Below are 20,489 nucleotides of genomic sequence, written 5' to 3'. Positions count from 1 at the left end.
TACCTAAGTGCCCTTATAAACTTGCGCCCGGCACTTAGTTTGCCGGGCGTTTTTTGAAATGTAGGCTTAGCTTGGGGGCACTTGAATGGCTTGCCCCTGATTTTGGACTACAAGCGAAGTAAACATCGGCGCGCCCATTTACAGGCATGACGTGCAGTGACAGCCTGTCCAGCATTTCCGTGCGTGACTGCCGCCCGGTCCCAAATTCAGTCGTCGACTCGCTTTGTGTTCTCCCAACGCATGCGCGGTGACTGCGAAGACTTTGTACGCCTTGGGCGAAGTCGGTAAACCCCCGTGCGCCATCGTTTGTGTACCGCTGATTTGTGGCAGGCCGAGTTCCGTCAGCCATTTCGACAGGACTTCGTCGCCGGCCACATCGACGCGGGTAAATCGGTCTGTGTTGACTGCAACCCAGTGGAGGATCAGAGCCTTTGCCGCGTTGAGATCGATCGCCACCACCGGTGCGATGCACCAGCCCTTGCCAAACTGTCGCAGCATGGCGAAGCCCACGGGCGTATCGTCGCGAGTCAGCACGATCCCCTTCTCCTGTGCAAACAATGCTTTCGCCAGGTCGCTTCGATCGGAGCAACTCGCCTGTGAATAAAGTGTGGCGAGATGCGAATCGGCGGATCCGATTGAGCGGATCCGCTCGCCTGGCGATAGCGTTGGCTGAGGCGCTGCCGGCGCGATGCCCTGATGCTGATATAGCAACCCGATGTCTTCGAAGCCCAATTTGGCATAGAGCGACGCACCGCTCGGGGTGGCCTGCAGGACAATCGTGCACCCCTTCAGACGTGCCATCACATCCAGCATGAGCTCCCGGGCGACGCCTTGGCCTTGCATCCACTTGTCAACGATCACTATGCCCACAGTCGCCAAGGCGGGCCCGTAGCGAAAGGCCATGATCGTGGCCCGCACTCGGCCGTCCACCTCGGCCACAAGCCCTTCGCCCAGCTCAAGCAAAAATGCCCGATCTTCGCGGCGATGAGGCCAAAGAAACCGTTGGGACAGGTTCCAGGCGTCGTCGAGATCGGTTTCCTCCATCGAGCGAACTATGGTGCGAGGACATCGGCAGTTCCTATTGAAGCGGATTGAAGCGGGCCGACGCTCAGGACTTGACGGCAACCATTTCGATCTCGACCTTCGCTACCAATGGCAACGAGGCCACGCCGATTGTTGTGCGTGCGGGATAGGGTCTGAGAAGTGCTTCGCGTAGACAGCGTTCATCGCGGTGAAACCGCCCATGTCCGTCAAGAAGACGTTGCACTTGACGACATTATCCAACGAGAGACCCGCCCCTTCCAGAGCCGTTACAAGGTTGCGGAAGCATTGGGACACTTGGGCCTCTATTCCACCTTCGACCAATCGGCCAGTGACGCTATCGATAGGGGTCTGACCGGAGAGATAGACGAAACCATTCGCGGCCACACCGTGGGAGTAAGGACCGACTGCAGCGGCGCCTGGGGCGTTGATTGCTTCTCTGCCCATTATTGCCATTCTCCTTTTGTTGACCTCATCTCGCGCTATGCTCCACGGAGAGCCAGTTGAAGAATGGTAGCCCAGCGAGATCACCCGGCTGAAGTTCACCCGGGCTCGCTCGCATCGCCGCAGATCGCCGCCGGTATGGCAACGGCCAAATAGATGCGGTTGCGGTGAACCGCTTCGTCGCGATGATCGGCGCAAGATCTCCGTCGATGGCGGCAGCAATCTGAACACCGAACGACATTCTGTTGGACCAGATGGGGTAGTCGGTCGCGTCTCCGACTGCACCAGTGACCGGCTCTCTAATTCAACGCGACAGAGGTGGCTTGAATTCCGGCGGCACGTCTTGGGCTCCATCGAGCCGGCCTAGCAACCCATGAATATCTCCCAGAACCCATAGATCCTGAACCTTCCCGCCGCGGAAGATGAAGATCGGAGTGCCATACCACCAGATATGCTGTCCGGTGGGCTCGCGCCCAAAGAGCGGCTTTCGATGAATTCCGTGAAAACGCAGCTTTCCAGATACCCGATCACCCTCTTCGATCAAATCCAGAATGTCCGAGGTGTAACCGTCGAGAGCGTCGCTGATCCATCGGACATAGTCCTCGAACTGCGAGTGTCCAACCAGAACAGGGCCCAGTGAGCCACGGAACGTGAAATCTGGATGAAATATTTCGGGAATTAAGCTGACATCCGCGCGATCCCACATGTCTTTGTAGAATCGGAAGACCATCTTTTTTTGTGGAGTGAGGCTGCGGGGATCCAATTCCATCGCGGTCTCAAGCCCGGGTGGCGCGGCAATCATTTGCTTCTCCTGCCTGATTTTACTCGTCTTATGACTCGCCTTTCGGATGAGTCCTCTTAGTCCTCTTCCACGAAGGCGTCCTCGCGGGTCTTTCGGAACGAGGGAAGAAGGACCATCAACAAGGCGAGCAGTGCGATGATTAGCATCGTCAGGCTGATGGGGCTCTTCACAAAGACCAACGGATCCCCGCGCGACAGCGTGAGCGATCTCCGCAGGTTTTCTTCCATCATTGGCCCGAGAATGAAGCCGAGCAGCATGGGGGCAGGTTCGCATTTGAGCTTGGCGAACACGTAGCCGAGCAGGCCGAAGACGGCCATGAGGTACACGTCGAAGGAAGTGTTGTTCAGGCTGAACACTCCGATGGCGCAGAACACCATGATGCCGGGAAACAAGATGTGGTAGGGGATCGTCAGCATCTTCGCCCACATCCCGACGAGGGGCAGGTTGAGCAAAATGAGGAAGAAGTTGCCGATCCACATCGAAGCGATGATCCCCCAGAATAGGGCGGGCTGCTGGGTCATGACCGCCGGTCCCGGCTGAATACCGTGAATGATGAGCGCGCCGATCATCAGCGCCATCACCGGGTTCGAGGGAATCCCAAGCGTGAGCATCGGAATGAAGGAGGTCTGCGCGCCTGCATTGTTTGCAGATTCTGGCGCCGCAACGCCCTCGATCGCTCCTTTGCCAAACTCTGATGGCCGCCGCGAAATCTTCTTTTCGACGGAGTAGGCGGCAAACGAAGAGAGCATCGCTCCGCCGCCTGGAAGAATGCCGAGCGCGGATCCCAGCGCTGTTCCACGAAGAATCGGTCCGACGATCCGCCGCCAGTCCTCGCGGTTCGGCATCAGATTCGTGACCTTGCTGACAAAGACGGAGCGGTCACTTTCGTTCTCGAGGTTGCGGATGATCTCGCCGACACCGAACATGCCCATGGCAACGGTGACAAAACCGATCCCGTCGGCGAGCTCGGGGATGTCGAATGTGAAACGCTGCACCGCCGAGTTGGCGTCGGTCCCGACCACGCCGAGTAGCAAGCCGAACACGATCATGCCGAACGCTCGCAAAAGCGATCCGTGTGCAAGCACGACCGAGGCGCTCAATCCAAGGACCATGAGTGAGAAGTATTCCGGCGGCCCGAACTTCAGCGCGACCTGTGCCAGTGGCGGAGCCGCGAGCGCAAGGAGGAGGGTGGATACCGTGCCGGCGAAGAACGAGCCGATCGCAGCCGTCGCGAGTGCGACGCCGGCCCGCCCGTTTCGCGCCATAGCGTAACCGTCCAAAGCAGTGATAACGGAAGACGATTCTCCCGGCAGGTTGATCAGGATCGCCGTCGTCGACCCGCCATACTGGGCGCCATAGTAAATGCCCGAGAGCATGATGAGCGCCGACACCGGCGGCAAGCCGAAGGTGGCGGGCAACAGCATGGCGATGGTGGCGACCGGTCCGAGCCCCGGCAGAACGCCTATCAGAGTTCCGAGGAAGACGCCGATCAGGCAATAACCCAGGTTGAAAAGCGTTCCCGCTGTCTGAAATCCGAGCAGAAGATTGGAGAGAATGTCCATTGTGCCAGCCCTTCAATCCACGAACCAGGATCCGAACATCGGCATAGGCACACCGAGTCCATAGACGAAAACGAGCGCGCAGAACGCCGAAAGCACAGCGGCCATGATCAGTCCCTGCTTCCAGGTGAACTTGACGCTGGCATAGGCGCTGACAAGAGTGATCGTGGACACCGCGATGATGATGCCGGCACGCTCGATCAGTGCGCCGAACAGGAGCGAGCCAAGGGTGACGAGGAGCAGCCCCTTGACCGCGAATCCTCCGATCTTATCGCCAGCGACGGTGAAGGATCTCAGAAGAGCGACCAGCCCGATCGCCGCCAACGCGATCGAAAGCACGACAGGGAAAAAACTCGGCCCCATGCGTAGGGGCGAGCCGAACTCGTAGTTGCGGGCGATCCAGAGAAAGGTAGAGGCGACCGCCACAAACAGGAGTCCGGACCAGAAGTCGGCTGGATTTCGAATACTCAGACGCATCGGGGCCCCCTCGGCACTCACCTGTTCACGTCAACGATCGTACGACCGCGCACCTGGCCGTTCATGAGGCGAGCAGCGGCAGGCACGACCTCACCCAATCCGATCTCAATCGCGGTCTTTTCGAGATCCGACGCCGACAGGAGCGAGGCGAGCCGGTCCCAGGCCTCCACACGTTCGGCCTTGGGCCGCGTCACGCTGTTGATCCCGTACAGGGTGAGCCCACGAAGGATGAACGGCGCGACGCCGACAGGCAGATCGAGGCCCTGCGCCATGCCGCAGGCCGCCACCGCGCCATCGGCCTTGGTGCTGGCGCAGATGTTGGCCAGCGTATGGCTTCCGACCGAATCGATGGCGGCGATCCATCGCTCTTTCTGGAGAGGCTTTCCGGGCTCGGAAAGCGAGGCCCGGTCGATGATCTCTGCGGCTCCGAGACTTTGCAGATATGGCCGTTCCTCGGGCCGGCCGGTCGAGGCGATGACACGGAAGCCAAGCTTGCTGAGCAGCATGATCGCGATGCTGCCGACCCCTCCGCCGGCGCCGGTCACCAGCGCGTCGCCCGGGCCAGGACGGATGCCATGCTTCTCGAGCGCCATGACGCAGAGCATCGCCGTATAACCGGCGGTCCCTATGATCATCGCGAGGCGCGAAGGCATTGCGGCCGGTAGTTTGATAAGCCAGTCGCCCTTGACCTTGGCTTGTTGCGCCAGACCGCCCCAATGTTGCTCGCCGACGCCCCAGCCGTTCAAAACCACGCGGTCGCCTGCGGCGAATGCCGGATCGGAGCTCGATTTGACCACGCCAGCGAAATCAATTCCCGGCACCATAGGGAATGATCGTACGATCGGTCCCTTGCCCGTAATCGCGAGGCCATCCTTGTAGTTCAACGTGCTGTATTCGACATCGACCAGCACGTCGCCCTCGGGAAGCCGGCTTTCAGGCAGTTCGGTCACCTTCGCCTGATACCCCTGTTCGTCCTTTTCGATCAGTACGGCTTTCAACATCACCAAACTCCTGTCTACGAGGTCTGCTTTCGGCCGGATTTCGATGATCGCGGGCGCGGTAGCCCGGCCATGAATCCCGCAATGAAGGTGTCGAGCGGCGTGCTATTCCTGACGAGGCGAGCCCGCATCACCGCACCCTCCCAGCCGATCCAGAAGAACTCGGCCAGCGCCTCGCAGTCGGCGGACGCTTCGATCTCGCCGGCTTCACGCGCAAGCTCGAGGCAGCGTGCCACCTTGCGCTGCCAGCCCTGCACAATGTTGTCGAGTGCGACGCGGTAGTCCTCAGGGAGCGCCTCGACATCCTGGCTGAGATTTCCGACAAGGCAGCCGCGCGTGTACTGGTACTTGGCCATGCCCGACTTGGCATCCTCAACGAAGGCGCGCATCCGTTCGGACGGTGCGAGGCTCTCGTTGTTCAGAGCCCGATCGAGCTTTCGGCAGAAGAACGCATCATAGGCCTTCATGACTTCCCGGACGAAGTCCGCCTTGCTGCCGAAGTAGTGATAAAACGAGCCCTTCGGCACCGTCGCGCGGCGCAACAAGGCGTCAAGACCGGTCGCCGCAAACCCCTGTTCCGTCAGCACCTCCATGCCACAGCGAATGAGGACTTCGCGCGTTGCAGCGAAGCCGAGGTCGCGCCGTTCAGCCTGCGTAACTATCCGGGGTTTGTTCTTGTTCTGCGTCATGTTTCACCATTAGACCGATCGTCTAGAAACACGCCAGGCTCTTTCAGGCAACAGAAAAGCCGTCGCAATCGCGTTAAATCGTCCTTGCGACGCAGCAAAACTCGTATTTTGTGCAGCTTGTTAATCGAAGTGGCACAAGTCGCCGCGTGATTGTGCGTCTGCTGTTTGCTGCGGAGGTGCGGTGCATGGACGCCATTCAGGTTTCGTACTTGACACAATGTGTCCTAGCTTCGATGGTGAAACCATCCTTTGAGAGGACGTCCCCATGATCCAGTTCTTCGGAAGAGCTTTGCTGCTTGCTGCTGTCTCGCTGTGCTTCGGTTTACCCTCTGCCCCGTCGATCGCGGCCGACGTCTATCCATCGAAGCCCATCAAGCTCGTTGTCGGCTTTCCGCCTGGTGGTCCCACCGACATTATCGGACGCGTGATCGGACAAAAACTATCGAAGGAGCTGGGGCAGCCCGTCGTGATCGAAAACAACGGTGGCGCTGCTGGCCTCATCGGTGCAAACAACGTCGCTAAGGCGAAACCCGACGGGTATACGCTTCTGGTCTCGGTCGAATCGTCGAACACCCGGGCGCTCGCGCTCAATCCGTCCGTTCCGTATGACCAGGCGAAGAGCTTCACTTACATCCGCAAGGTCGCAAAGCAGCGCAATCTTGTCGTGGTCAATCCAGGTTTGCCCGTATCGTCCATTTCGGAACTCATTTCATATTTGAAAGCGCATCCCGGCGAAGTGAACTTCGGTGGAACCTTCGGGGCGACGTCGCACATCGCTGGTACGCTCTTCGACAAGGCCAACGGCACCAAGATGACGTTCATCAATTATTCCGGTGGTGGCCAGCCGGTCGTCGATACGATTGCGAACGTCGTTCAGGTCGGCTTCTTCACCGAATCGACGGTCGCGCAGCACATCAAGGCGGGGACGCTCAAGGCGATTGCGGTCGCTTCAAGCGAGCGCTCGCCGGCTTTCCCTGATCTTCCGACTGTTGAGCAGGGTGGTGGCAAGCCGCTCGACGTTTCACCTTGGTTTGGTATCGCCGGGCCGGCGAAGTTGCCTCCGGACGTCGTCGAGAAGATTGGCGCTGCACTCGACAAGGCCGCCGACGACAAGGAATTTCTGGCGCAGCTCGAGACGCTTGGCGCTCTTCCGATCCATGGCTCGACAGCGGAGAGCGTTACGACCGACATCGGACAAGAAGTCGCGTTCTGGAATGAATGGGCCAAGGAGATGGGCGGGTCCCTTGCGCGCTAGTCGCAGAGCCTGATCGGAACGCCGATGCTGGACTTTTATCATCAGTTTGACGAGCTTCTCTCCGAGGAAGAGCGAAGGCACGTGGAGGCGACACGCGAATTCTGTTCGGGTGTGTTCGCAGAATCCGTTCTGGCGTCGCACGTCGCCGGCGAGGCGTTTCCCGCAAAGTGGATCGCTGCATGGGCGGCAACCGGCAGGCTGGGTCTACAGGCGAAGCCGGCTCATGGCGGCTTCGGAGCGTCCTATCTGTGCAAGATCCGTGTCGCCCAGGAAATGGCGCGCCATAGCTTTGCGACTGCCTTCTGCTTAAACCATCACCAGGGCGGCGTGACGCGCCTGTCGCAGACCGGTACACCGGCGCAGATCGAGCAACTCCTGACGCCTGCACTGCGAGGCGAGCTCCTTCTGACCACCGCCATGAGCGAGCCCGGCGGTGGAAGCGATGTCGCCGCGCTGACCACAACTGCGAAGCCTATCGCCGGCGGCTGGTCGCTGAATGGGACCAAGGCCTGGCTCACCAACGGCATGATGGTTGGCGGCCTCATCGTGCTCGCGCGCGTGCAAGACGCTGGGGGCGGCGGTGGCGACATCGCGAGCTTCTATGTGCCACTGAACGTAGCGGCAACCGTCCGCCGACAAGAGATCGTCGTTCCGGGCGCCCGGTCCTTTCGCTTGGCCGAGATTGCCTTCGCCGATCATTTCGTGCCGGAATGGGCCCTGATTGCTTCTCCCGGTGCCGCGCTGAAAGCGTCGATGGCCTCGGTCAATGCGGCCCGGGTGCATGTCGCGGCGATGTGCGTTGCGACACTTCACGCGGCGCTCTGTGAGGCCGTAGCCTATTGCGAAGGCCGCCATGCGTTCGGAAAGCCGCTCGTCGCGCATCAGGGTCTGCGATGGGAGCTCGCAGAGGTCTCCGTCCGGCTAGAGGCCGCGCACGCGCTGGTCTTTCGCGCCGCCGAGCAGGTCCAGATCGGCGGAAACCCTGTGGGTCTCGCGGCGCAGGCCAAGAAGTTTGCCGTCGATGCCGCTATCTGGGGGATCGATCAGTGCGTGCGGATCATCGGCGCGACCGGCGCGAGCGCGGCGCACCGTCTGAATATGCATCTCGCCGAGGTCCGGATGGCGGTTTACGCTGATGGCACGAACGAGATGCTGCTGGATCGCATCGGGCGTGGGCTACCGTCGGATTACCGAGACCGAATCGAAATCGAGCCTTTGACGGACAAGACAAATGCGCAACGTAGTGGTTAGGGACGCCGAGGCGGCCGTGAAAGACATCAAAGACGGTCACACCGTCATGGTTGGCGGTTTCGGAGGCGCTGGCCTGCCGAAAGGGGTGATCACGGCGGTGCTTGACGCAGGCGTGCGTGAACTCGTTGTGATTTCCAACAATGCCGGCTCGTCCGACGACGACCTTTCGCTCTGGTTCGGCGCTGGAATTGTGCGCAAGATCATCTGCTCGTATCCGCGAAATGCGCAACAATTCGCGGAGCAATATCGGGCGGGCACGGTCGAACTCGAGCTGGTTCCGCAAGGCACGCTGGTCGAGCGTATCCGGGCCGGAGGCGCCGGCCTCGGAGGCTTTCTCTCGCCGGTCGGCGTCGGAACGGTGTTCGCGGACGGTAAGGAAAAAATCGCCGCGCAGGGCCGGGAGTTCATTCTCGAGCTGCCGCTGCGAGCGGACTTCACCTTCATCAAGGGAAATCTGGCCGACAGTCTCGGCAACATCACCTACAACAAGAGCGCGCGCAACCACTGCGCCGTCATGGCCACCGCCGGCGATACCGTGGCGGTGGAGGTGGACCGGATCGTGGACGTTGGGGAGCTCGATCCGGAAAACATCGTGACACCCTGCATTTTCGTTGACCGCGTGTTCACAAGGAGCCGTTGATGAAGCCGCTTTCGCGAGACGCGCTCGCCCGCATGGTAGCGCTGCATCTTCCAGACGAGGGGTTCGTCAACCTCGGCATCGGCGCGCCCACGCATGTCGCAGACTATCTGCCGTCCAGTTCCGGCGTAATGCTTCATAGCGAAAACGGCGTTCTCAACGTTGGGCCAAAACCTCCGGAGGGTGAGGAGGACTGGGACCTGATCAACGCCGGAAAGATGCCGATCTCGCTCAAGCGAGGCGGATCGTATTTCGATTCCAGCCTGTCGTTTGCGATGATGCGGGGGGGCCATCTCGACGTCGCCGTACTCGGAGCTTTCCAGGTTTCCAGGAATGGCGATCTGGCGAACTGGACGACCGGCGACAACGGATCTCCACCTGGTATCGGCGGCGCGATTGACTTGGCGGTCGGCGCGAAATCAATCTGGGTGATGATGGACCACACGACCAAGGACGGACGTCCGCGGATCGTCGAGCGCTGCGGATACTCGCTCACCGCACGGAAGGTGGTCACGCGCATTTTCACGAATCTCGCTATTCTCGACGTGACGGAAAATGGCTTGGCGATGGACGCATTGCTCGAGGGTGCGACGGTCGCGGGCTTGCAGAATCTTACCGAGGCGCCGTTGCTTACACCTGGCAAGCTCCGCACTATTAAGCAGGACGGAACCGTCGTTCCATGACCTATCGTATTGCCGAGTTGATCGCGGACAGCCTCATTGCCCACGGCGTCGATCGTGCCTTCGGCGTTCCCGGCGAAAGTTTTCTGCCGCTGCTGGACGCGTTGCATGACAGAGACCAAATCGATCTGGTGACGTGCCGCCACGAGGGCAGCGCGAGCCTCGCGGCGGTCGCTGATGCCAAGCTGACTGGGCGTGCCGGCGTCGTGATGGCCAGTCGCGGACCAGGTGCCTTCAACGCGGCGCTCGGTCTGCATGTGGCGGCGCAGGAGGCGATTCCGCTCATGATGCTGGTTGGACAGGTCGACCGTCCAAACCTCGATCGCGAAGCGGTGCAGGAGGTCGACTGTAGTCGCTCCTTCGATGGCGTCCTGAAGTGGGCGGTTCGATTGGACGTCGCGGCTTTGGTCCCGGAGATGATGGCCCGCGCATTTGCAATTGCGCAGTCCGGCACGCCCGGTCCGGTTGCTGTCGAACTGCCGGAGGACCTTCTGGCCGATATGGCGGATGGACTTGTTGCTAGAACCCACGGAACGGTGCAGCCAGAGGCCGGCGCGGATGCAATCGAGAAGGCCGGCGTCATGCTCGCCGCTTCAGAGCGGCCTATTCTGCTAGTCGGCGGGGAGTGTCGGACGACAGCATTCCGGCAAGATCTGGTCGCCCTGAGCGAAAAGTGGAATGTGCCAGTCGTTGTCGCCGCCAAGATGCAGGACCAGTTTCCCAACGATCATTCCCTCTGGGCCGGCCAGCTCGGGTTCTTCACCGCTCCCGCGCACATGAAGCTCTTCGAGCGCGCCGATCTCATCGTCGCGATCGGAAGTCGCCTCGGCGATCTTTCCTCTCTCGGATTCTCGTTTCCCCGACAATCTGCGCCGCGTCAGCCGCTTGTGCAGGTCTATCCGGACCCCGTTTCGATCGGGACTCGCTTTCAAACCGACCTTGCGATCGTGTCTGGGGCGCACGCCTTCGTCCGCGGAATGCTTGCCTTATGTGCTTCGCCACAGGAGCGGACCGCCTGGCGCCAGAAGATTGTCGCTGCACGGACAGCGACGCACGGCTGGCCTCGGTCGGGCGTGCCCCCGAATGACGTTTTTGGCCATGCCGTTGCGGCCATTGCCTCGCACTTTCGGCCGGATGGGGTGGTCACGACGGACTCCGGCAACTTCGCCGGATGGGTCCACCGGACTTTTAGCTTCCAGCCAACTGCGCGATTGCTCGGTTCGGCATGCGGTGCGATGGGAAGCGGAGTTCCGTCCGGGCTCGCGGCAAGCCTGCGGTATCCCGATCGACAGGTGATCGCGTTTTGCGGAGACGGTGGCTTCCTGATGACTGGGAACGAACTGGCCACTGCGGTTGCGAGAGGAGCCGATCTGAAGATCGTGATTTCCAACAACAACTCGTATGGCACCATTCGCTCCCATCAGGAGAGAACGTTTCCGAACCGGCCGTACGGCACCGATTTGTCAAATCCTGATTTTGCCGCCTTGGCCCGCGCGTACGGCGCCGCTGGATACTGCATTTGCGACGCAAGAGGCGCTCCGGCAATCGTGGCCGAGGCAATGTCGACAAAGGGGCCGGTCGTAATCGAAGTGCGGTCCGACGTGCACCAATCTCCCGACAAGTCGATCGCAGCAGCCTCGCGCTGATCGAGAGGTGGGACAGCTCTGCCGCATGAATATCGAAGGTAGTCAAATGGACGGCATCGTATCCGAGAAAACGCAGATCGCGGCCTCATGGCGGGGTGTCGTGCGCTTTCTTCACAAGACGCCACGTGCGTTTCTTCCCATGCGCGAATTCCCCGTACTCCAACTGATTGCCGGCCGCGGCATCGAAGGCGACCGTTACCTCATCGGGCACGAGACCGGCTTCTACTCGCACAAGCCGGAGGAGGGTCGGCAGATCACCCTGTTCGAGATGGAGACCCTCGAGGCCCTGCGCCGCGATCACGGCATCGAACTGCTGCCGGAAGAGCATCGACGAAACGTGACGGTCGAGGGTGTGCCGCTGAACCACCTCGTCGGCCGGCGCTTCAGGCTCGGCGAGGCGATTGTCGAAGCCACGCGTCTGTCCACGCCCTGCCGTCATATCGAGGAGATTCTCGGTAAGGCCGTGTTCGATCCGCTGATCAACCGCTCAGGATTAAACTGCAAGATCATCGCAGGCGGTACCTTGCGCGTGGGTGACGCCGTAAGGCCTTTGTAATGGCTAAGCCGATCAAAACTGTCTCGACCGTCGTTTCGCGGGTCGAGGATCTCGGCAATGAGACCAAGCGCTTCACGCTGACGGATCAGGACGGTTGGGAGCTGCCTCCTTTCAAGCCCGGCGCGCATCTTGATGTGCACCTGCAACCTGGCCTGGTCCGTACCTATTCGCTTTGCAACGAGCCCGAAGACAACACACGCTATGTCATAGCAGTTAAGCGGGAGCGCGACGGCCGCGGCGGCTCAAATTTCCTGCATGATCGGGTACGTGTCGGCGACTCTTTCGGCGTCTCCCTGCCGCGGGGCGGCATCGCACTGAATCCGGACGAAATGAACGTGTTCGTGGCGGGTGGCATCGGCGTGACGCCATTCATCTCTGCGATCCGGCACCTCGAGCGACGCAGACGCACGAACTATAGACTGCATTGGACAAGTCGCGGGTGGCCGGTCCTCTCCGACATGATCTCGCCCGCAATCGAGGCCGGTCGCGTTCGGCTGTACGACACGGCCATGCAGCCGAAGCCCGCGATTGCCGAGCTAGTTCAGGAGTTCGCCGGCAGCGGCTTTGCGGCCTGCTGCGGGCCGGAGCCTATGCTCAGGGATTTCGAAGGCGCCGTGGAAGGCTGGCCGGACGAGCGCAAGCACATCGAGATGTTCACCCCGCCGAAACGGGTCGCCCAGAGTGACGTGCCACCCTATGAACTCGTTCTGCGAGAGAGCAAGAAAGTGGCAACGGTTGTGCCCGAGGTCGGCTTGCTCGGAACGCTCGAGGCGTTGGGCATCGATGTGGCGGTCTCGTGCGGGGGTGGCATCTGCGGAGCCTGCCGGACGCGGTGGATTGAAGGGCCTCCTATCCACAGGGATCGTGTCCTTTCGCCAGCCGAGCGGCAAAGCGAGCTCATCGTCTGCGTAGGCGATTGCGCCGGGCCCAAACTGGTGTTGGACCTCTGATTGGCCTCGGATGGTGATGCCGATCCCGGCCCCAGCCCCAGCCCGGGGCAGTGTTGATCTGCGGCACAATATCACACAGATTGGGGTCGAGCGTATCGCATGCTCCATTCTGCTGATTCGATTGATATGACCCTTAACCTGAAATTCCTCCGCGTCCAAAGCGGGATGACCCTCGAGCAACTTGCGGCCGATTCCGGGCTGACAAGAAGCTACCTGTCCAAGCTGGAGCGCGGTCTCTCGTCGCCCTCGATTGGTTCAGCGCTCAAGATAGCTGAAGCACTGGGTACGTCCCTTGACCGGCTGTACGGACAACAGGACGACAAGGATCCGGTCGCCATCGTGCGAGCAGAGAACGGCAAGCCAGGAGATGCCACGACATATTTGTCACTGGTCGCCGGGCTGGCACCGGATCGCATCATGCGCGCCTTCATTGTTCGACCCACGAAAACGGCAAAACGGGGCCGGATCATGAGTCATCATGAAGGCGAGGAAATCCTTTTCATCCTGACCGGGAAGATCGAGATTCTTATCGGAAACCGAAAGGAAGCTCTTTATCCGGGCGACTGCGTGCAATTCGATTCAACGATTCCTCATAAGCTAACTGCTCTCTCGTCGGAGGCCGCGTCCGCGTTGGTGGTGATCGCCACAAAAGAGACCTGAGTGTCGGGGCGTGGTGCAGAATGATGAAGCTTTACGATACGCAGCGATCGGGGAATGCCTGGAAGGTCCGACTTCTCGCCAGGCTCCTCAATAAACCCCTGCAAAGGGTTACGTTGTCGATCGACCGAGGCAACCTCGGCGATGCGGAGTTTCTCAAACGTAGTCCACTCGGCATGGTGCCGGTCTTGGAGCTCGAGGATGGGCGCACCATCGGCGAATCTATTGCCATCTTGCAGTTTCTGGCTCACGGAACGCCGTGGTGGCCGATCACCGCTCTTGATCAGGCATATGTCTTGATGTGGTTGTCGTTCGAGCAATCACAGCACATGCATCCATTGGCGCAACTGCGATTACACTTAAGCCTTCGCCGTGACCGCGAAGCTGGAGACGAAGACATGGTTCGTTTCAAGGTCGAAGCAGAGCATGCGTTGCGCCTGTTGGACGAGCAACTCGCAAGGCAAGGCTCATCTGGCTGGGTCGCTACGCAAACTCATCCGAGTATCGCCGATGTGGCCCTTTATCCGTACACGCGCCTTGCAAGTATGGGCGGGATTGATTTGGAGACGTTTCAAAACGTCCTGCCTTGGCTTGCGCGAATAGAAAGGCTGCCCGGCTATCAACCCCTATTTCCGGGGCGCGCCGATCTTAATTTTGCGACGGTCGAAATGGCCGACAAGACGAAATGAAGCATCTCTAGGCCGTACCAGGTGCGGCACCGCCGTTGGCGGTGTGTGCTTGCCGATCGTTAACTCGCGCGACGTGCGAAGAGTAGCGTTGCTCCCAGCCCGCACATGACAGCGCCCGAGGCCTGTCGGGTCTTGACGATGAATGATGGCCGCTTCGCAAACCCGTCCCGCGCCTTCGCAGCCCAATAGGTCACAATCAGGTCTACGCTCGTGTTGAGTGCAACCGAGATCAGCCCCAGCACGATGAACTGGGCGGCGACGTTCGCGGATGGGTCGATGAACTGCGGGATGAACGCGAGAAAGAACGCGGCCGTCTTGGGGTTCAACGCCTCGACGACGATGCCCTCGCGAAAGGCCCGGGGCGCTCCAGTGGTGTGAACGTCGGACGGCTCGATGATACGTGCTTCGCGCCATGTCTTAATCCCCAGCCAAACGAGATACAGGCCTCCCAAGATCTTCAGTAAAGTGAAAGCTTCCGCGCTCGCCATGACGAGGGCAGAGAGGCCGACGGCGTCAGCCAGTACGTGCACAAGTCCACCGAGACCCAGACCGACGCTCGAGGCCAAACCTTCCTCTCTGCCACCCGCAAGTGTTCGCGCGACAATATAGAAGATGCCTGGTCCTGGGGTGATTGCGACAATCAGCGCAGCCGCCAAGAACAGGAGGATCGTCTGGTATGCGAACATGGCTTTGCCTTTCGTTGCGGTCCGGAGCGCCTCGGCTCAAGGTCTGCGTTGGGATAAGGCGGGCCCACTTCAGGACCCCGAGCCTGCTCGCCTTCTGCAAGGGCCGGCGGGCCTCTCCGGCAGGGTTAGTTCGTCTTGCGCTTGCCTTTGAACTCGATCACGGGAATACACTCGCTGGCAGCCCCGCGCAACCGAGCGGCGACGAAATCCGCAGAGGCTTGCTGAAAGTCCAGAACTGTCATCCCGCCGAGGATTGCCCATTGGCAAGCTATTGCTGGGTCCGCGCCCGCGCTGTCATCTGCTGCTGTCGCTGGTTCGTGGAATTTTGGCGTCGATTTGGTACGGGACGACTCCTCTTTCGATTGTGCCGACGTCAAGCGGATGTCCGATCGGCGGCAACGCCCGGTGACGACAATCTCTACGCTCGCAGGCTCTGCATCCTGGGCCGATAGGATCGGTCGCATCGAGGTCGTCCAGGTTCAGGCCTTTCGCGTAGACCGTCTCGTTTGCATAGGCAATTTCGCATCCGAGTCCGACCGCGACGGCGCGCGGACGGCTAAGATAGGAGCCTGCCGAGAGGCTCACGGTCCGGGCTACGGAAAGATACCTCGTCCCATCCGGCGTGGCGGCCAGCTGGACCAGGATGCGACCAGGATGCGAAAACGACTGGTGCACGTTCCAAAGGGGGCAGGGACCTCCGAAGCGGGCGAACTGGAATCGGGTAGCGCTGCTCCGCTTTAGCACGTTTCCGGCGATGTCGATCTTCAAGAAGTAGAACGGAATTCCGGGAGAGTTCCGACGTTGAAGCGTGCTTAGGCGATGGCAGACCTGTTCGAAGCTCGTGCCGAAGCGTCGCTGAAGGCGTTCGATGTCGTACCGAACTTCGCGCGCGGTGGCGAGGAATGCTTCGTAGGGCATGACCAGAGCGCCCGCAAAGTAATTGGCGAGGGCGACACGTGCCAGCGATGCGGCTTCCTCGTTGCTCAATCGGGCCTGTTTGATCTGGCGCTCGATGCTGTCTCGCTGCTCCAGGAGGCCGATGACGTGAGCGATCCAGAACAGTCGACTTTCTGCCGGGGCATCCTCGGACAGAAAGAGCGTCTTGGCGCTGTTATCGAGCCGCCAGATCATGCCTTTGCCGAGATCCTCCGGAGCTTGCTCCGTTCGGATCCCGTATGCGTCGCGCAGATATCTGATGAAGTCTTCGCTGCGATTCTCGGGATGGAAGCTTCTTGCTCCTGCGAGTTTTTCGGCAGCGCGGTCTAGCGCATCGAAATAGTTTCGTTTCGACTGCACCCAATCCCGGACCTCATCGTAGGGAAAGCGGCTCGCGGCACCCACATCGTTCTGTGTGACGCGCGTTTGCAGCGAACGATGCTCTTCCTCGAGCGCAAGATAACCGCGATAAAGATGGAGAAAGCGCTGCGCGATGTCGGGGGCGACCCGAACGGCCGCGCTCGCCTCGTCCGCCGAGATGGCCGACCCGAACAGCGGGTCGCTAGCGGTTTCACGGAGTTCGCTTGCGAGACGCAAGTCGTCATCAGCTGCGAAATAGTTCGGTTCAATGCCGAGTAGGCGGCTGAGCCGCATGAGCAACTTGCGCGTGATCGGCCTCTGATCCCCTTCCATTTGGCTCAGATAGCCTGCCGAAATGCCAAGAGCGTCTGCGAGCTCCGCTTGTGTCGTCCCGCGTTGCTCGCGCAGCCGCCGCAGGCGGTCGCCCGCAAAGATCTTGTGATGCTTCGTCACTTTGCAAACTTTACAAAAACTGCAGCGCTATCAGCAATAATGAGCACTTATTTAGTCCTCCTGCGGCCACTGATTTGCTAACTTTGCATACATCAGAGTGAGGTGCAAAGGTCGTAAAGCCTCCGGCCGACGCGGGGAACTGCCCGCGGCCGCCTCACTTCGAAATTACAGAAGCTTGTGACCGCCGGAGGAATCTGTCCGTCGGTAGAGCCTACTTGCGAGGCTTTGGGACAGTGATCGCGCAGGCCGCGGTTCGCTCGTGGGATCAATGGCGGCGCCGACAAGACAGGTTATTATGAGCGTGATTGACCAAACCGATCAAGCTGACGCCGCCCCGACGGAGGCGGTTCGTCACCAATGGACCCGCCCCGAGGCCGAGTCGATCTACAATCTTCCGTTTTCCGATCTTGTTCTCCGTGCCCAGAGCACTCACCGCAGCAACTTTGATCCCAACACCATTGAGTTCGCAAGCTTGCTCAGCATCAAGACCGGCGGTTGTCCTGAGGATTGCGGATATTGTTCGCAAAGCGCGCGCTACGATACTGGCGTCGGTGCAACTCGCTTATTGGATCAGGCTGACGTAATCGCTGCCGCGGAGCGTGCCAAAGACGCCGGTGCGACCCGATTCTGCATGGCCGCCGCATGGCGTAGCCCGAAAGACCGGGAGCTTGATCGCGTTTGCGATATGGTCGCCAAAGTGAAGGGGCTGGGCCTCGAAACTTGCGTCACGCTCGGTATGCTGACGTTCGAACAGGCCGAACGGCTCGCCGCGGCCGGCCTCGACTTTTACAATCACAACGTCGACACGTCACCCGAGTTCTACGACAAGATCATCACAACGCGTACCCTGCAGGACCGCCTAGACACGCTGACGCATGTACGCCACGCCGGCATCAGCGTCTGTGCGGGCGGCATCATCGGAATGGGGGAGGGAATCGAAGATCGGCTCGGCATGCTCGTCTTGCTTGCCAATCTGCCGGTCCATCCCGAAAGCGTACCGATAAACCTCTGGAACGAGGTCAAGGGGGTACCGGTTGCGGATACCGCAGCGCGTCCCGATCCGATCGAGGTGGCGCGACTGGTTGCGGTCGCTCGCATTTTGATGCCGCGCGCCGTGGTCCGGCTGTCGGCCGGACGACAATATATGACCGATGAGCTGCAGGCGCTGTGCTTCCTGGCTGGCGCGAATTCCATCTTCATCGGCGACGTACTGCTTACGACGAAGAACCCGCAACGCGATCGGGATGAAAGTCTTCTCCGGCGGCTCGGCATGAGCTCCAAGCCGGGCTGAAGAAGGCGTCGCACCATCCGCGAAATAAACTGTTGCCCGATATCCACTCCGTAATGAGTTCTTGGTTGACACCAAGTCGGACCTGACCACGAGGACGGATGCTGCCGTGACGACATTGGTTGAGCTCGAACAAAGACGTGCCTGCGCAAAGCTCGGCGGCGGGGAGAAGCGCATCGAGGCGCAGCACGCCCGCGGCAAGCTGACCGCGCGCGAGCGCATGGAGCTGCTGCTCGACAAGGGATCGTTCGAGGAGTTCGACATGTTTGTCGAGCACCGCTCCATCGAGTTCGGCATGGAGAAGAACAAGATCCCCGGCGACGGCGTCGTCACCGGCTGGGGCACCGTCAACGGCCGCAAGACTTTTGTCTTTGCCAAAGACTTCACTGTGTTCGGTGGCTCGCTCTCGGAAACGCATGCGCTGAAGATCACAAAACTCCAGGACATGGCAATGAAGGCGCGGGCGCCCATCATCGGCCTCTACGACGCGGGCGGCGCCCGCATCCAGGAGGGCGTCGCCGCGCTCGCCGGCTATTCCTACGTGTTCCGCCGCAACGTGCTCGCCTCGGGCGTGATCCCGCAGATCTCGGTGATCATGGGCCCCTGCGCCGGCGGCGACGTCTATTCGCCGGCGATGACCGACTTCATCTTCATGGTGAAGAACACCAGCTACATGTTCGTCACCGGACCGGACGTGGTGAAGACCGTGACCAACGAGGTCGTCACCGCCGAAGAGCTCGGCGGCGCCTCGGTGCACGCCACGCGCTCCTCGATCGCCGACGGCGCCTTCGAAAACGACGTCGAGACGCTGCTGCAGATGCGGCGCCTGATCGACTTCCTGCCGTCCAACAACACCGACGGCGTGCCGGAATGGCCGAGCTTCGACGACATCGGTCGCCTCGACATGTCGCTGGACACGCTGATCCCCGACAATCCGAACAAGCCCTACGACATGAAGGAGCTGATCCTGAAAGTCGTGGACGAGGGCGATTTTTTCGAGATCGCGGAAAGCTTTGCCAAGAACATCGTCACCGGCTTCGGCCGTATCGCCGGCCGCACCGTCGGCTTCGTCGCAAACCAGCCGATGGTGCTGGCCGGCGTGCTCGACAGCGACGCCTCACGCAAGGCCGCGCGCTTCGTTCGTTTCTGCGATGCCTTCAACATCCCGATCGTCACCTTCGTCGACGTGCCGGGCTTCCTGCCGGGCACGAGCCAAGAATATGGCGGCCTGATCAAGCACGGCGCAAAACTGCTGTTCGCCTACTCGCAGTGCACCGTGCCGCTGGTGACGATTATTACCCGCAAGGCCTATGGCGGCGCCTTCGACGTGATGGCGTCGAAGGAAATCGGCGCCGACATGAACTACGCCTGGCCAACCGCCCAGATCGCGGTGATGGGCGCCAAGGGCGCGGTCGAGATCATCTTCCGTGCAGACATCGGCGACCCCGACAAGATCGCCGCGCGCACCAAGGAATACGAAGACCGTTTCCTCTCGCCGTTCATCGCCGCCGAGCGCGGCTACATCGACGACGTCATCATGCCGCATTCGACGCGGAAGCGGATCGCGCGCGCGCTTTCGATGCTGAAGGACAAGAAGATCGAAATACCCGCAAAAAAGCACGATAATCTGCCGTTGTGAGATAGCAGTGTTCAAAAAAATTCTGATCGCCAATCGCGGCGAAATCGCCTGCCGGGTCATCAAGACCGCCCGCAAGATGGGAATTCAAACCGTTGCGGTCTATTCCGAGGCCGACCGCGACGCCCTCCATGTCGAGATGGCCGACGAGGCCGTTTTGATCGGCCCGCCGGCCGCGGCCGAGAGCTATCTGGTGATCGAGAAGATCGTCGAGGCCTGCCGCAAGACCGGCGCCGAAGCCGTGCATCCCGGTTACGGCTTCCTGTCCGAGCGCGAGGCGTTTCCGCGCGCGCTGGAAGCCGCCGGCATCGTCTTCATCGGCCCGAACCCGGGCGCGATCGCTGCGATGGGCGACAAGATCGAATCCAAGAAGGCGGCTGCGAAAGCCAAGGTCTCGACTGTGCCGGGCTATCTCGGCGTCATCGAGGACGACAAGCACGCGGTCAAGATCTCCGACGAGATCGGCTATCCCGTGATGATCAAGGCCTCCGCCGGCGGTGGTGGCAAGGGCATGCGCATCGCACATTCGAAGGCTGAGGTCGCCGAGGGTTTCAACCTCGCCAAGGCCGAGGCGAAAGCCTCGTTCGGCGACGACCGCGTCTTCGTCGAAAAGTTCATCGTCGATCCCCGTCACATCGAGATCCAGGTGCTGGGCGACAAGCACGGCAACGTCATCTATCTCGGCGAGCGCGAATGCTCGATCCAGCGCCGCAACCAGAAGATCATCGAGGAGGCACCGTCGCCGCTGCTCGACGAGGCCACCCGCCGCAAGATGGGCGAGCAGGCGGTCGCGCTGGCC

General features: G+C 60.7%; 20 protein-coding genes and 1 pseudogene. 12 read left to right on the top strand and 9 right to left on the bottom strand.

The features are described from left to right. Window positions 1-138: 138 nt before the first annotated feature. The 7 genes and pseudogenes from YUA_RS46150 to YUA_RS0136430 form a co-directional block, all read right to left on the bottom strand. Window positions 139-1,044, bottom strand: a complete 906-nt coding sequence (locus YUA_RS46150; protein WP_051383577.1) for a GNAT family N-acetyltransferase — start codon at window positions 1,042-1,044, stop codon at window positions 139-141. A gap of 64 nt (window positions 1,045-1,108) precedes the next feature. Then, window positions 1,109-1,488 (bottom strand): annotated as a pseudogene (locus YUA_RS46145) (RidA family protein). Between the two features lie 301 nt (window positions 1,489-1,789). Continuing rightward, on the bottom strand, window positions 1,790-2,287 hold the full coding sequence (locus YUA_RS46140) for an ester cyclase (protein ID WP_156947524.1): 498 nt from the start codon (window positions 2,285-2,287) through the stop codon (window positions 1,790-1,792). 56 nt (window positions 2,288-2,343) lie between these two features. Further along, the gene (locus YUA_RS0136445) at window positions 2,344-3,849 is read right to left on the bottom strand and encodes a tripartite tricarboxylate transporter permease (protein WP_027535093.1); all 1,506 of its coding nucleotides are present in this window, start codon (window positions 3,847-3,849) and stop codon (window positions 2,344-2,346) included. 12 nt (window positions 3,850-3,861) lie between these two features. Beyond that, window positions 3,862-4,344 (bottom strand): tripartite tricarboxylate transporter TctB family protein, encoded by a 483-nt coding sequence (locus tag YUA_RS0136440; RefSeq protein ID WP_156947523.1) that lies wholly within the window; start codon window positions 4,342-4,344, stop codon window positions 3,862-3,864. Beyond that, window positions 4,341-5,324 carry an MDR family oxidoreductase gene (locus YUA_RS0136435; protein WP_027535091.1) on the bottom strand — a complete coding sequence of 328 codons (984 nt, stop codon included), beginning with the start codon at window positions 5,322-5,324 and terminating at the stop codon, window positions 4,341-4,343. Before YUA_RS0136435 ends, YUA_RS0136440 begins: the two co-directional genes overlap by 4 nt. A gap of 14 nt (window positions 5,325-5,338) precedes the next feature. Continuing rightward, entirely contained in the window at window positions 5,339-6,010 is a 672-nt protein-coding gene (locus tag YUA_RS0136430) for a TetR/AcrR family transcriptional regulator (protein ID WP_027535090.1), read from the bottom strand. A gap of 265 nt (window positions 6,011-6,275) precedes the next feature. On the opposite strand from YUA_RS0136430, the gene YUA_RS0136425 reads away from it, so the two are divergent. The 9 genes from YUA_RS0136425 to YUA_RS46130 all read left to right on the top strand — a co-directional run bounded on the left by YUA_RS0136425 (window position 6,276) and on the right by YUA_RS46130 (window position 14,331). Continuing rightward, on the top strand, window positions 6,276-7,265 hold the full coding sequence (locus tag YUA_RS0136425) for a tripartite tricarboxylate transporter substrate binding protein (protein ID WP_027535089.1): 990 nt from the start codon (window positions 6,276-6,278) through the stop codon (window positions 7,263-7,265). A 24-nt stretch (window positions 7,266-7,289) separates the two neighbouring features. Further along, window positions 7,290-8,516 carry an acyl-CoA dehydrogenase family protein gene (locus YUA_RS46135; RefSeq protein ID WP_245285352.1) on the top strand — a complete coding sequence of 409 codons (1,227 nt, stop codon included), beginning with the start codon at window positions 7,290-7,292 and terminating at the stop codon, window positions 8,514-8,516. Window positions 8,517-8,532: 16 nt separating this feature from the next. Beyond that, the gene (locus YUA_RS0136415) at window positions 8,533-9,156 is read left to right on the top strand and encodes a 3-oxoacid CoA-transferase subunit A (protein WP_245285351.1); all 624 of its coding nucleotides are present in this window, start codon (window positions 8,533-8,535) and stop codon (window positions 9,154-9,156) included. Then, window positions 9,156-9,836, top strand: a complete 681-nt coding sequence (locus YUA_RS0136410; protein WP_027535087.1) for a 3-oxoacid CoA-transferase subunit B — start codon at window positions 9,156-9,158, stop codon at window positions 9,834-9,836. The genes YUA_RS0136415 and YUA_RS0136410 overlap by 1 nt, the downstream gene beginning before the upstream one ends. Beyond that, the gene (locus YUA_RS0136405) at window positions 9,833-11,479 is read left to right on the top strand and encodes a thiamine pyrophosphate-dependent enzyme (RefSeq protein ID WP_027535086.1); all 1,647 of its coding nucleotides are present in this window, start codon (window positions 9,833-9,835) and stop codon (window positions 11,477-11,479) included. Before YUA_RS0136410 ends, YUA_RS0136405 begins: the two co-directional genes overlap by 4 nt. Before the next feature lie 46 nt (window positions 11,480-11,525). Next, window positions 11,526-12,035, top strand: coding sequence for an MOSC domain-containing protein (locus YUA_RS0136400; protein WP_027535085.1), 510 nt, complete (start codon window positions 11,526-11,528; stop codon window positions 12,033-12,035). Then, window positions 12,035-12,985, top strand: a complete 951-nt coding sequence (locus YUA_RS0136395; RefSeq protein ID WP_027535084.1) for a PDR/VanB family oxidoreductase — start codon at window positions 12,035-12,037, stop codon at window positions 12,983-12,985. Before YUA_RS0136400 ends, YUA_RS0136395 begins: the two co-directional genes overlap by 1 nt. A 99-nt stretch (window positions 12,986-13,084) precedes the next feature. Further along, window positions 13,085-13,645, top strand: coding sequence for a helix-turn-helix domain-containing protein (locus tag YUA_RS0136390; protein ID WP_245285350.1), 561 nt, complete (start codon window positions 13,085-13,087; stop codon window positions 13,643-13,645). A gap of 20 nt (window positions 13,646-13,665) precedes the next feature. Beyond that, window positions 13,666-14,331: a glutathione S-transferase family protein gene (locus YUA_RS46130; RefSeq protein ID WP_051383575.1), complete on the top strand. Its 666-nt coding sequence runs from the start codon at window positions 13,666-13,668 to the stop codon at window positions 14,329-14,331. A 59-nt stretch (window positions 14,332-14,390) separates the two neighbouring features. Here the strand turns inward: YUA_RS46130 and YUA_RS0136380 are convergent, their stop codons facing one another. After that, window positions 14,391-15,017, bottom strand: a complete 627-nt coding sequence (locus tag YUA_RS0136380) for a LysE family translocator (RefSeq protein WP_027535082.1) — start codon at window positions 15,015-15,017, stop codon at window positions 14,391-14,393. Window positions 15,018-15,311: 294 nt separating this feature from the next. Further along, window positions 15,312-16,766 (bottom strand): short-chain fatty acyl-CoA regulator family protein, encoded by a 1,455-nt coding sequence (locus tag YUA_RS46125; RefSeq protein ID WP_035972669.1) that lies wholly within the window; start codon window positions 16,764-16,766, stop codon window positions 15,312-15,314. Window positions 16,767-17,061: 295 nt separating this feature from the next. On the opposite strand from YUA_RS46125, the gene bioB reads away from it, so the two are divergent. From bioB to YUA_RS0136355, 3 genes are all read left to right on the top strand, one after another. Next, on the top strand, window positions 17,062-18,057 hold the full coding sequence (gene bioB, locus YUA_RS0136365) for a biotin synthase BioB (RefSeq protein WP_027535081.1): 996 nt from the start codon (window positions 17,062-17,064) through the stop codon (window positions 18,055-18,057). Between the two features lie 106 nt (window positions 18,058-18,163). Next, window positions 18,164-19,693, top strand: coding sequence for an acyl-CoA carboxylase subunit beta (locus YUA_RS0136360; RefSeq protein ID WP_027535080.1), 1,530 nt, complete (start codon window positions 18,164-18,166; stop codon window positions 19,691-19,693). Window positions 19,694-19,700: 7 nt separating this feature from the next. Beyond that, window positions 19,701-20,489, top strand: a 789-nt coding sequence (locus YUA_RS0136355; protein ID WP_027535079.1) for a biotin carboxylase N-terminal domain-containing protein, incomplete at its 3' end; no start/stop codon positions are given.

This window comes from Bradyrhizobium sp. WSM3983 (genome assembly GCF_000473045.1).
In the GTDB taxonomy this organism is placed as follows: domain Bacteria; phylum Pseudomonadota; class Alphaproteobacteria; order Rhizobiales; family Xanthobacteraceae; genus Bradyrhizobium.
This window is presented reverse-complemented; position numbering and strand designations above follow the sequence as displayed.